The organism is Streptomyces corchorusii (assembly GCF_001514055.1).
GTDB lineage: Bacteria > Actinomycetota > Actinomycetes > Streptomycetales > Streptomycetaceae > Streptomyces > Streptomyces olivaceoviridis.
Map to the genome: position 1 here is coordinate 99,334 of NZ_KQ948370.1, position 12,225 is coordinate 111,558.

11 protein-coding genes are annotated in these 12,225 nt (G+C 71.1%); 9 read left to right on the forward strand and 2 right to left on the reverse strand.

Going from position 1 to position 12,225, the window contains the following annotated elements; genetic code table 11:
* The first annotated feature begins 16 nt into the window (after positions 1-16).
* Positions 17-331 carry a hypothetical protein gene (locus tag AQJ11_RS37740; RefSeq protein ID WP_059266311.1) on the forward strand — a complete coding sequence of 105 codons (315 nt, stop codon included), beginning with the start codon at positions 17-19 and terminating at the stop codon, positions 329-331.
* Positions 328-981 carry a helix-turn-helix transcriptional regulator gene (locus AQJ11_RS37745; RefSeq protein ID WP_059266312.1) on the forward strand — a complete coding sequence of 218 codons (654 nt, stop codon included), beginning with the start codon at positions 328-330 and terminating at the stop codon, positions 979-981. Before AQJ11_RS37740 ends, AQJ11_RS37745 begins: the two co-directional genes overlap by 4 nt.
* A 422-nt stretch (positions 982-1,403) precedes the next feature.
* On the opposite strand, the gene AQJ11_RS37755 is transcribed toward AQJ11_RS37745, so the two are convergent.
* The gene (locus AQJ11_RS37755) at positions 1,404-2,717 is read right to left on the reverse strand and encodes an NsdA family TPR-like regulatory protein (RefSeq protein WP_059266314.1); all 1,314 of its coding nucleotides are present in this window, start codon (positions 2,715-2,717) and stop codon (positions 1,404-1,406) included.
* A gap of 248 nt (positions 2,718-2,965) precedes the next feature.
* On the opposite strand from AQJ11_RS37755, the gene AQJ11_RS37760 reads away from it, so the two are divergent.
* The 7 genes from AQJ11_RS37760 (at position 2,966) to AQJ11_RS37790 (ending at position 11,497) form a co-directional block, all read left to right on the forward strand.
* On the forward strand, positions 2,966-3,856 hold the full coding sequence (locus AQJ11_RS37760; protein WP_059266315.1) for a GNAT family N-acetyltransferase: 891 nt from the start codon (positions 2,966-2,968) through the stop codon (positions 3,854-3,856).
* 46 nt (positions 3,857-3,902) lie between these two features.
* The gene (locus AQJ11_RS37765; protein WP_159061758.1) at positions 3,903-5,408 is read left to right on the forward strand and encodes a Rossmann-fold NAD(P)-binding domain-containing protein; all 1,506 of its coding nucleotides are present in this window, start codon (positions 3,903-3,905) and stop codon (positions 5,406-5,408) included.
* A complete protein-coding gene (locus AQJ11_RS37770) occupies positions 5,401-5,868 on the forward strand; it encodes a hypothetical protein (RefSeq protein ID WP_059266317.1) in 468 nt (155 codons plus the stop codon). Before AQJ11_RS37765 ends, AQJ11_RS37770 begins: the two co-directional genes overlap by 8 nt.
* The gene (locus tag AQJ11_RS37775) at positions 5,865-6,650 is read left to right on the forward strand and encodes a class I SAM-dependent methyltransferase (RefSeq protein WP_059266318.1); all 786 of its coding nucleotides are present in this window, start codon (positions 5,865-5,867) and stop codon (positions 6,648-6,650) included. Before AQJ11_RS37770 ends, AQJ11_RS37775 begins: the two co-directional genes overlap by 4 nt.
* A complete protein-coding gene (locus tag AQJ11_RS37780; RefSeq protein ID WP_059266319.1) occupies positions 6,647-8,596 on the forward strand; it encodes a phosphoribosyltransferase in 1,950 nt (649 codons plus the stop codon). The genes AQJ11_RS37775 and AQJ11_RS37780 overlap by 4 nt, the downstream gene beginning before the upstream one ends.
* Positions 8,596-9,264: an HAD family hydrolase gene (locus AQJ11_RS37785; protein WP_059266320.1), complete on the forward strand. Its 669-nt coding sequence runs from the start codon at positions 8,596-8,598 to the stop codon at positions 9,262-9,264. The genes AQJ11_RS37780 and AQJ11_RS37785 overlap by 1 nt, the downstream gene beginning before the upstream one ends.
* Positions 9,265-9,349: 85 nt before the next feature.
* Entirely contained in the window at positions 9,350-11,497 is a 2,148-nt protein-coding gene (locus AQJ11_RS37790) for a B12-binding domain-containing radical SAM protein (RefSeq protein WP_079082588.1), read from the forward strand.
* A 58-nt stretch (positions 11,498-11,555) separates the two neighbouring features.
* Here AQJ11_RS37790 and AQJ11_RS37795 read toward each other — a convergent pair whose 3' ends face one another.
* A complete protein-coding gene (locus AQJ11_RS37795; protein WP_244218553.1) occupies positions 11,556-12,176 on the reverse strand; it encodes a nucleotidyltransferase family protein in 621 nt (206 codons plus the stop codon).
* Positions 12,177-12,225 lie beyond the last annotated feature (49 nt).

Genomic DNA, 12,225 nt, shown 5'->3' on the forward strand with positions numbered 1-12,225 from the left:
TACCTCTGGAGCCTTCGTGCTCATCAACGCGGCGATCTGCTCCCGGCGCCTGCCGGGCCGGTCCTGGTACGCGGTGCTCGCTGTGGCCCTGCTCTGTTACGGGACTACTCGTAGCGAGCAACTCCCGCGTACGTACAACCCCCAGCGCACGGCCGAGACCGCCGTGAAGGCATACCGGCTCCAGCGCGGCATGTCCGAAGCAGCCGAGCTCGTCCAGCACGTCCTGAACGACACGGTCGCCGACCCGCAGTGGACCGCGCCCCCGTGTCGTGCACCGGTGGCCGGAGCTTCCCTCCCCCCACTGGCTACCGTCCCCCGGAAGACGTCATGAGCACACCCAGGATCAAAGTCGCCGTGCACGCCGAGGACCCGATCTCCCGTGTAGGAGTGGTCGCTCAGCTGCGCGTGCAGCCCGAGCTGAGGCTGCTCGATAATGACGGGCTCGACGGAAATGACGGGCGCGACGGAGAGAACCCCGATGTGGTGGTGCTCGTCGCGGACGAGATCGACCAGAATGTGATCCAGCAGATGCGGCGCATCCAGCGCTCCATTCAGTCCCGCATTCTTCTCGTGCCAAAGCGCATCGACACGCAGCAGCTCATCGAGGCCGCGGAGTGCGGCGTCACCGGGGTCGTCCGCCGCGTGGACGCGACCGCGGATGAGCTCACCCGGGCCATAACGAGGGTCGCCCGCGGAGGCGGTGATCTGCCCGAGGATCTGGTCGCTCAGCTCATGGGAACGGTCAGCCGCCTCCAAAGCAAGGTCCTCGGACACCAGGGGCTGCTCGCGACCGGTATGTCTCGCCGCGAATTAGACATCCTCAAGCTGGTCGCCGAAGGGTTTGATACAGCGGGGATCGCCGCCAAGCTCTCCTACTCCGAACGCCTGATCAAGTTGGAGCTGAGCGAGATCTACACCCGGTTCCACCTGCGCAACCGCAGTCATGCCGTCGCGTATGCGATGAGACAGGGGCTGATATGACGGGCGCATCGGCGTACACGGCCTCGGCCATCGACACCACCGTCCTCGGCATCGCCGACTGCCTCGTTACCGGCAGGCCTGTACGCCGCCACCAGGCGCTTCGTAAGGATCGGCCTGGCGGGCCACCGCGACACCTGCCACACCGTCAACGGGGGACCACGCCAGCCCAGGGAGACGCCGACCGCGGCAGGCACCTCGGGTACGCGCCGACCACCATCGACACCATCGTCCGCCGCCGCTCGATCCCCGACCACCCGGCGGCCCAGGTGGAGCACGACCCGCACCAGGACGACGGACGGTCCTGGGACCAGGATCCGCTGAAGGCGACGCTCCGCGATCTCGGCGGCTGCCACGCCGTGATTCTGCTGGGCGTGCTGATCACCCTGCTCGTCTCGGTGGCCAAGGCGAACGCCACCTCCGGTTCAGGCGGCCGCGTGCAGCAGTTCGGACACTCCTTGAGTACTGCGGTAGGGGGCGAACTGGGGGACGAGGTCGCGTACAAGTTGGACGCACCGAGGGGCTCCGATGCGCTTGGCCAGATGGAGGGCTTCGAGGGCGTCGGCAGCCGCGGCGTCGGGTTCGCGGCGGCTGAGATGGCCTTGGGCGCGGTAGGCGAGGAAGATGCCGCGGGTCTTGTCCCGGCTGGGCGGCAGAAGTGCTTGGCCTTCGGCGATGAGGGCATGCGCCCGGGTGACGTCGCCGAGATCGAGAAGGCAGCGTCCGGAGTCGACGGCGACGTCGGCGGGCGACAGCCACGAGCACCAGGCCGGCATGTCGCTGGGGTCCCCTGTACCGAGCAGGCGCTCGGCCGTGCTGAGGGAGGCCAGGGTGGCGCGGCGTTCACCGAGGGCAGCTTGGGCGCGTGCCAGGCGCAGGTGAAGCAGCGAGCTGGCCGCCGGATGGGTGGTGCGGTTGAGAGCTTTCTGGAGGATCCCTGCGGCAGTGGCGGGATCGTCGCGCCAGGACGCCTGGTAGGCGAGATCGCTCAGGAGGGCTGCGCCCATATCCCTGTCCTTGCCGGCGTGTGCGTTGTGCAGCCCGGCGATCCAGTACCGCGTGGCCGCGCCGTGCTCCCCGCAGTCGAACCGAATCCAGGCGACCGTCTGAGAAAGGCTCGCCGCGAGCCCGTGCAGGCGTGCCTTCAGGGCGCGGGGATAGCGGCGCTCGTCGATCAGGTCTGTGACGCGCGTGAGGTGAGCGTCGTACAAGGGGGCGATGTGCTGGCGCTGCTCGGTAGCGAGGGCGTTGAGACGGGCGCTGGTGTCCTCCAGTGCAGCAACAACGTCTTCACCGACGGCGTTATCAGGCAGGGGTTGTTCCTGGACGTGAGCAACAGGTTCGGTTCCCGCCCAGCTGCCGGCCAGAGTCACGAGGGCGGATCCGGGAATGGTGCTGAGCAGGGTGCGGCGGTTCATGGTGTGCAAGGCCTCTCGCAGAGCGTGCACGGTGTTGGCGTGGCCCAGCGGCACGACACCGCTGTCGACGGCTGGCAACCACCTCGGCCACTCGGCCGGGCCGATGTCGTCGAGCGGTATGCCGAGGACTTGAGCGATGTACCGCTGGGAGTCGTCGCTGGGACGGACGCCCTGCTCCCACTTGTGCACGCGCTGCCGGTCGACACCCGAGCGCAGTCCTTCACGTTCGGCTGCGGCCCGGATCGCCTTGGCCATCTGGTCCCCGGACATACCGAGGGCGGCCCGGGCGAGGGCGAGCGGATGGCGCTCTCGCTTGTGCATACGGCGATCCAAGCACGCGGTGCATCTCACCGAAGGCGATTCGCAAGAGAGGGACTACACCGGGACTACGCCCAACCCCTAGGTGTACACGCGCACTTGCTCGACACTCGATCACCTCAGCGACTCCCTGAAGGCCTGGAGACTACGCCCAGCTCCGTCTGCGCTGCGCGTAAGGCCCGATGGCCGACTCCTGTGTGGATCCCTCCGGCGGCAGCAACCGCCCCGTCTCGAACTCACGGAGAAGGATCATGGCCCGTGGTTCCATTCCACTACCCATCGGCGTCTTCACGATCAGCATGAAGGGCGATCTACCGGCCAGCCTGTGCGAGGAACTAGCCGACCTTGCCCAGCGGTGCATCGCCGGATACAGCGACGACCGCCCGGTCAGCGCCCGCCTGGTGCGTTCGAGGCTTACGAACGCGCTGACCGGCGCGCCGCCGGTGCTGGCGGTTGCCCGCGACGGACGGAAGGTGACCGGCTGGTGTGCCGTGCGTCGCCCGGAGCCCGGCGAGGCAAGGGCTCGCCTCTGGGGTCCGCTCGTGGAACCGTCGGTCCGACGGTCGGGGCTGGGAACGCAGCTGCTACAGAAGGTGGTGCAGGCAGTCGAGTGGCCGTTGGTGACCACGGACGTACCCGTCGACCGGGAGGGCGCCGCCGGCCTCTTTACCCGGTCCGGCTGGCAGGTGCTGGACACCATTACCGTGCTGCACGGCGCCCCGGCCGCCAGCACGTCCGAGGCCGTCACCGCGGCCGTCGTCCCGGAGCTGGAGACATACGTCGCCACGGCCGCCCGCCGGTTCACCAACGCAGAGACGTCATACGCCGGATCGACCTTGCCGCGTTGGCGCGAAGACGCACGGTTCCACCCCGAGACACTCCTGCTCGACCCTCCGACCGGGTCGCTGCTCCTGGCCCTGGCCCAGCGGAACGACACCGACAGTGAGCTGCTGCTCGCTGAGGTGTGGGCTGACGAAACAGACGTCCGCAGGCGGCTGATCACCCAGGCGCACGCCGTTGCCGCCGACCGGAAGGTAGCCATCGTGCGCGCGGTGACCCGGCAGGACCCGGCCGACTTCCTTGCCTGCGGCATGCGCGTCACCGGCCGCTGCCACACCTTCATCCTTCCCGGCAGCCGCTAGATCCCCCACTTACCTCACCGTTCACCTCATTGACAGGAGGGCATCCATGCCCGCATCTGTGAAGTCACCGCTTGTTCACGCGGTCGACGTCCTCGGCACCCCGGCCGAGGCCCGTCACCTGGCCGGTGAACTCGCCGCACGCCTCGCCGACAGCCCCGACGTGGAGAGCGTGGACTGGGACAAGGCGTCAGCGTCGTGGCTGTGCACGCTCGCCGACGGTGGCCGCGGACGGCTGGCGCTGGCCGCCCCAGCGGACCCGGCTGCGGCCCCCGAGCGCACCTACCGGATTGTCGCGACGTTCGAGCAGGGAACGCCGCCCGTCGCCGAGGCGTTCTTCGCCGCTGCACGGCAACTGCCATTCACCTCGACAGAGGTCGCCGCTGCCGTGTCCGAACTGCCGCTGACGAGCAGACTGGCCGACCGGTGGCCGGACAAGCCGCTGGCCGGCACGGGGCTGCTGCTGACGATTCATCACATGCGGGACTTCCTCGTCCTGGTCGACAGCCTCCTCGGCCTCGGCGTGGACCCGGCGCACATGACCGTGATCGACAAGGAGTACCCCTACGCGCACACCCACCGCGTGGACGCTCACCTGGTGCAGCGGTACGGCACCACGGTCTGGCGCTACAGGGACCTGCGCGAGGGGATCGAGGACCACATCGAACGGGTCGCCGCCGCGGGAAAGCGGAGCGTGGTCATGGACGACGGCGGCTACGTGATGCCCACCGTCCTGCGCGAACTGCCTGAGCAGGCGGGGCATTTCACCGGGTTGGTGGAGCAGACCACCTCCGGCATCCGCAAGGTGGAAGGGCTCGACCTGCCGCTGCCGCTCTTCAGCGTCGCAGAGAGCGACATGAAGGGCATGATCGAGTCGTACGGCATCGCCGACGCGGCCGTCCGCAACACGCTGCGGTTGCTGCCGGATGAGCAGTTCGAGGGCCAGGCCGCGCTCGTACTCGGCTTCGGCCGCATCGGGCACGAGGTCGCCCGCGTCCTGGAGATGCGGCGCATGCGGGTTGCGGTGTTCGACGCCGACATCACCCGCCTGGTCGCCGCGCACGAGGAAGGGTTCCTCACCGGCCGGTCGCTGGAGCAGCTGGTGCGCACGCACCGACCGCGGCTGGTCATCGGCTGCGTCGGCAGCCGCAGCTTCGGAGCTCGCGAGGCCCGGCTCCTGCCTGAGCGATCGTTCCTGGTGAGCACCACGAGCCGGAACTTCGAGTTCGACCTGGAGGAGCTGCGCGCCGACAGCACCGCGGTGACGGACCGGGGCATGCTCGGCACCGGCTACCAGCTCGCCGGCGGCCCCGAGCTGGTCGTCCTCGGGCATGGCATGCCGATCAACTTCCACTACGCCGAGTCCCTGTCCAACAGGTACGTCGACCTGGTCCTGGCCGGGCTCGCGGTGGGCGCGGTGGCCCTGGCCCGCGCCGATGAGCGGCTGCGGCCCGGGCACAACGTCGCCGCGACGAACACGATCCTCGCCGAGGCGGGCATCATCGACGACTACTACCGCCTCTACGGCCCGGCCGCCGGCGGCGAACGTGGCTGAGCGGATCTTCACCCTCGACGACCTCACCGACGTCCGGTCGGTGTGCGGCTGCCTGGCCTGCAACCTCAGCGCCGTGTTCGCCGAGCACCTAACCGCCCTGCGCACCGGATACCCCGGCGCCGTCACCACCCTCGGCCACCGCGGCGCCTCGCCCGGGACGACCGCGGTGCCGCACTTCCTCGCCGTCCGCCTGGGCGACGGGCTCGCGGACGTCGTGGTGTGGGAGGAGATGCGCCCGCAGCAGCTGGCGGCCTGGCTGCCGGCCACCGACGCCCGGGCACGAGTGCCGCAGCTGGCCACGCGAATCCCGCGCCTGGTCCGTATCCGCCAGGCCCTGCGCACCGGCACCTTCACCCCCTCCGGAGCGGCCGGCGAAGCGTTGTCCACCGGTGGCCGTTACCCCTCGTTCCGCTTCCTCGTCGAGCACTGGCCCACCCTCAAGAAGGAGTTCACCCCATGACCACAGCGTCCTCCTCCGACTTCGCGACCGTCGGTACCGGCTACGCCGCCTACTCCAGCGGCGGCCGCGGCCGGCTGCGGCACGACATCACCGCGCGCCGGGTACTCGCCGAGCTCGGCGAGCGGCCCGCCCGCGTGCTGGACGTCGGATGCGGCGACGGGGAGATGGTGCTGCGCCTCGCGGCCGCCGGACACCACGTGACCGGCGTGGAGAAGTCGCCCGGCATGCTTGATGCTGCCGCCAAGCGGGTCGCCGCCGTGCCGGAGATCACCGAGCGAGTGACCCTGACCGAGGGCGACATCTACAACCTGCCCTTCGGCGACGCCACCTTCGACGCGGTCGTCTGCCACGGCGTCGTGATGTACCTGCCCGACTCCATCGCCCCTCTCGCCCACCTCGCCCGGCTCGTCGCCATCAACGGCGTCCTCAGCGTCCTGACGAAGAACCAGCTGGCCGTGGGCGCGCGCGAGGCCCTCTCCGGCGACTACACCGCGGCCCGGTCGCAGATCGAGAGCGGGCAGGCCGCGAGCGTCGGCAACCTCGGCCTCACCACCCGCGGCGACACCCCCGACCACCTGGACGACCTCGCCCGCGCCAACGGGCTCACGCCGCTGCCGTGGCAGGGCGTGCGGATCTTCCACGACCACCGCACTGACTGGACGCCCACCGAGAACGAGTACCAGGCGGCACTCGAGACGGAGTGGGCCGCCTCCAGCCGCAGCCCGTACCGCGAGCTGGGCCGCCTGGTGCATGCCGTAGCCCGTCGCGAGGCCACCGCATGACCGCGAGCACGCCCGTCACGCGGCTCACCATCGGCCACCTCGCCCGGTCCCTTGAGGCGCAGGCGGGGCAGCCGATGCCGGCCCTGCCCTGCTATGAATCGCTGGCCGCCCTGTGGATCCGCTGCTGCGATACCCAGCAGCCGGGGGCGCGGGTTCTGCAGGACCTGACGTGCCGCGCGGCCCGGCGACTCACGGCTGGCGAGGACACTCTCATCGCGCCCGAGTACGACCGCATCCCCAACCGGCTGCGGAGGGATGAGTCCTTCGTCCGCCTGCCGGCATCGCTGGCCGTCCAGGGAGTGGAGTGGCAGGACGCGACCGCGTTGGCCGAGACGTGGCTTGAGTCCCGGGCCTGGAGCGGGCCAGTCCTCGTGGCGGGTGTTCGCACCGGCGGGGCCTACCTGGCGCCGCTGGTCGCCGCCCGCCTGGAGACCGAGGGCGTGGACGTGCGGGTGACGAGCGTGAGGTCCGACGAGACGCCCGAGGCCGAGGACCGGCGGGTGTTGCTGGTGGACGACCCGCCGCTGACCGGCCGCACGCTGCTGTCTGTGGCCCAGAACCTGTCCGGGCCGGGCGGGGTCGAGGTGCTGGTGCCGGTGTTCGATGCCGCTGACGTGCGGGGCCTGCGGAAGGCCGGGATCGCGGTCACCGTGCTGCCGCGCGCGCAGTGGCAGTCCACGCGCCGCCTGGAGCCGGATTCCCTGTCCGCCTACCTGGAGGCGCACGCCGACTGGCTGGACGCGGGCCGGCTGTCGGTGGTGGACGGCGTCGTGCCCGGCCGGGAGAACTCCGCCCTGACCCCGTGGCCGGGAGTGCGGCGTCGCTCCCCGGCCAGGGCCGCCGTCCGGCTGCGCACGCCCGACGGACTGCGGCACGCAGTCGCCGGGTGGGTGCCGCCCGGGATCTTCGGCGACACGGCTCGCGCCGCTGCCGTCGCGGTGCGCAGTCCCGTTCCACCGGCCACGCTCGCCGTTGCCCCCGCGCTGGTGGTCAGCGAGGACCTTACCCCCGCCGCGCCGCTCGGTCAGAAGCCGGCGCCGCACCGGTTGGAGGAGGCAGTGGACTACGTCCTCGCCCGCGCCCGGCAGCTGCCGGTGGAACGGCCAGCCCCCGGCGGGTCGATGCCCGAGGTCCTGCGGACGGTGACTCGGGCCCTGACCGGTACGCAGGACGCTGCGGCTGCCGCGCGACTGCATCATCTGTTGTCTGTGCTCGCCCCGGCACTGCCGGACCATCGGTGCGAGGCGGAGAAGTGGTGCGTCGATGCCGCCGGCCGGCTCCGCAAGACCGGCCATCTCGCCCACGCTTACCGCCGCGACAACGAACTGCTCACCCCGCTGCTCGACCTGGCCGCGCTCGCTGTCACGTTCGGCAGCGGTCTGGAAGCCGTCGCCTACAGCATCTCCCGGCGCCTGCCGGGCCGGTCCTGGTACGCGGTGCTCGCGGTGGCCCTGCTCTGTTACGGAACGGCCCGTAGCGAGCAACTCCCGCGTACGTACAACCCCCAGCGTGCGGCCGAGACCGCCGTGGAGGCATACCGGCTCCAGCGCGGCATGTCCGAAGCGGCCGAGCTCGTCCAGCGCGTCCTGAGTGACACGGTCGCAGACCCGCAGTGGGCCGCGCCCCGTGTCGTGCACCGGTGGCAGGAGCCGCCCGGGACGCTGGTGCAGCCCCGGCTGCCGTTCGGCGGCATCGCCGCCCGTCCAGGTGGGGCCGCCCCGACCGGGGAGGAGACGCAGATGGCGCTGAAGGCCGTCGAACGGTGGACTGAGGGCCGCATCCAGCCGGTACGCGAAGACGACGTGCTGCTGCTCGCCCCGCTCGGGGCGCCGTCGGCCTGGGCCCGGGACCGGGCCGCGCTGGAGGACCTCGCTCGGCTGCTGCCCCGCCCCGGGCTGCTGGCCTGGTGCGGTGTGCCCGTCGTGGCGCTGGGCGAGGTGAGCTGATGCTGGTTTTCGACTTCGACGGCGTCCTGCACGACTCCCGCGCCCGGGCCTGGCGCTGCTACCAGGACGCCCGGCAGGAGATGGAACTGTGGGACCTCCCTGACCTGGCCGGGCCCGGCGACCTGCCGGTCGTCTACCAAGGGGTGCTGAGCGCTTCGCTGACCCGATGGGTCGACTTCGACATCGCCGAGCGGTTCTGGAAGCGGCACGCCGAGCTGAGCGCCCGGGCCGCCGCCGGTGAGCCGCACGGAGTCATCCCCGAGTTGGCCGGCCCGCTGGCCGACCTGGCCGCCGGGCCGGGATACGCGGTGGTCACCGGAAGCCACCACACCACCGTCCGCACCCTGCTCGCCCGCACCCTGACCCCGGAGGCGATGCCCCGCATCCTCCTCTCCCGGGACGAGCCGGGCAGCAAGGCCGACAAGCTCCGCGACCTGCGTGACCGGTACGGGGCGACCGCGTACGTCGGCGACACCGGCAGCGATGTCCACCACGCCCACGCCGCCGGTCTGACCGCGATCGCCGTCGCCTACGGCTACGCGAGCCGCGACGACCTCACCGCCGCCGCCCCGGACCGGATTCTGGCCAACCCGGCCGACCTGGCCGCCTACTGCCAGGCCCGGATCACAGGCCGGCATCCCGCGCCGGCGCCGTCCCGCACCACCTGACCGCATACCCGACACCGCCCGCCCGCCCCCGGGGACCTCCTGAACCCCCGGGGGCTGGTAGGCCCTGCCCGAAAGGACCTTCCGCATGGCTGGCACAACCACCGCGGCGCTTGGCCGGCTGGCCCGCGCCGTCGCGACCGCACACCCCAGCCGCCCGTTGACCGACCCCGACCGGGCCGCCCTCGCACCCCGGCTCATCTCGCCCCACGACCTGCGGGCCCGCCTGGAGGCCCACCTGGTCGGCGAGACGGGGCGGGTGAGGGTGACCGGCACCCTGGACCGGCGGCTGCTGCTTCTGGAACGCCCGCAGGGCGGGTGGGTCGCGGCCGACCTGTCCGGCGCCGAGCACGCCTCCCGCCACTGGCCGAGCTGGACCACGGAGCATCTGCGCCTGGAGACGCCGGAGTCGTGGCTGTCGTACGCCGAAGTGACCGAGACCGGAGTCGAGCGGCTGACTCGGCCGGACGTGCGCCTGATGGCGCTCTACCACCCGGAGTACTTCCCCCTGCCGCGCTTCCCCCTGGGGATCAGCGACGTCGCCCGCGCGGCCCGCGGCACCCTGATGGGTACCATCCGCCTCGCCGACATGCAGTTAGGCGTCACGCTGGAGGACCTGCTCAAGCAGATCACCACCGGCGCGCCGGACATCGTCGGCATCTCCGCAACGTTCGGCCAGCACGACCTGATGCTCCAGCTCCTGGACGCGGCCTTCGCCCTGCCTGAACCACCGCTGGTGGTGGCCGGCGGCAGCCTCACTGCCCGAAACGAGGCGCTCTTGCTGGAGCGCTACCCCGACCTGCTCGTCGCCCGCGGCGGCGGTGAGGCCACCATCGAAGGAGTCCTTGCCCACTGGCACGGCGACATCCCGCGCGAGGAGATACCCGGCATCGGCTACACCGGCGCCGCACGCGGCGGCGGCATGGCTATCGGCCGGCGCCGCACCGCCAAGCCCGTCGCCCGGGACGCCAGCAGCGACATCCTGCCCGAGCTCGACCTGCTGCCGGACACCTTCACCCATCACGGTGTGGCGCAGCTGGAGACCAGCCGCGGCTGCACCAACGCCTGCTCGTTTTGCCCGCGCGGCCACAAGGGCCTGTGGGCCGGCGCCGCCCCGGACCTGCTGCCGGGGATGCTCACCGAGATCCGCCAGGTCTTCGACCGGCACCCGGACATCTCCCGCACCCTGTACCTGGTCGACGAGGAGATCATCGGCGCCGGCGACGACGCCGTCGGCCGGGTCTTGGACCTCGCGCGGACCCTGCACGAGGCCGGGTTCGCCTGGGAGTCCAGCTGCCGCATCGACCAGACGGTGCGCACCGACCGGGACGAGGCGTGGCACGTCGAACGGGCCCGCATGTGGCGCACCCTGGTCGCCCTGGGCCTTCGGCGGATGCTGTTCGGCGTGGAGTCGGGCGTCGACTCCATCCTCTCCCGCTTCAACAAGGAGACCACCGCCGAGCAGAACGCTTTGGCGATCCGGACCCTGTCCGCGCTCGGTGTCCCCACCCGGTACACGTACATCACCTTCGACCCGCTCATGACCCTGGACGAGCTGAAGGCCACCCACGCCTTCCAGGGGCGCACTGACCTGCTCCTTCGGCCGCAGCCCGAACTGGACGCGCGGGACATCGTCCGCGGTGTCCGTGACGAGGACTGGGTGGCCGAGCACACCACCGGCCGGCCGCTGCACACCGGGATCAGCTACATGCTGGTGTCAATGGAGTGCCTGATCGGCGCCGCCTACACCCGCCAGGCGACCGCGGCTGGGCTGACCGGGCGGCCGGAGCCGCTCATGGGCCGGGTCGCCTGCCGCTACCGGGACTGGCGGATCGGCGTCGCCAGCAGCTGGGCGCAGCGGTGGGTGGACCGTCACTTCGCTCTCGACTACACCCTCAAGAGCCTGGAGAAGGTCCTCGACGGCGCGGCCCGGCACGCCGTGCGCCGGGCACGCGTGGTGCTGAAGGATGCCGCCTACCAGGTCCTCGGCGACATGATCGCCGCGATCGAGGCGTACGACCTGGAGCGGCCCGGGCAGAAGGAGGCGCTGTCGGCGTGGATCGAGGCGGCGCTGGAGGAGCGGGCCGGGATGCTGCGCGGTCAGATGGCGACCACGGTCACCGGGGTCGGCCGCCACCTGCCGGGCGACCACGCGGCCACGCTCGCCCGGGAGCACGAGCGGTGGGCGTCGGCGAGGGGCTGGGAGCTGATCAACGCGGGCGAGTCCTGTGCCTGAGGGCCCGGCCCGCCCCTGGGTGCCCCGTTACCGCGTCGCGGGCGGGGCACCCGGGATCTCACGCGCCTGTCTTCTCCGGGATCGGCACCCAGTTGAACTCCGGGCAGAACCGGGCGTAGGTGACGAGCTTCCACGTCGCGTACTCCTGGACCCGGCCCGAGTCGCGCAGCAGGTGCTTGACCCAGGTGTGCGCGATGCGCTCGTCCAAGGTCATGGTCGTGTCGATCTGGTCGAGCATCCGGCAGGCGACGGCGAAGTCCTCGACCGTCAGCGCGCTCAGGTCGATCTCGATGCCCTCCACAGTGAAGGAGAACACGAGGCGGGAGGTGGAGAAGCGGGTCTTGCGCTCGCCCAGGAAGGTCGTGTGGGGCTCCAGGACCTTCCGGAGCCGGTCGCGGTCCTCGACCGGGTAACCGATGCCCAGGTCCAGGTCAGAGGTCTCCAGGTTCAGCCGGGTACCGAAGGAGCCGACATCGCGGGGCTTGTGCCCGGTCCACTCGCTGATCAGAGCCGAGGCCTCGGTACGCACCTGCTCCAGGCGCTCGTCGTCTGCGCGCATCTGCTCGTAGAAGGCGCGGGCGCGCTCGAACTCCGCCTCGGTGAAGTCGGTCCGGTCGACCCAGCGCCGCTCAGCGATCGCGTTCAAGTCAAGTTCGGTGAAGGGGGGTTGTGTCGTCACGCGACGCACCATACTCACTCTCCGAAGCGATTCATCAGCGTTTGCCACT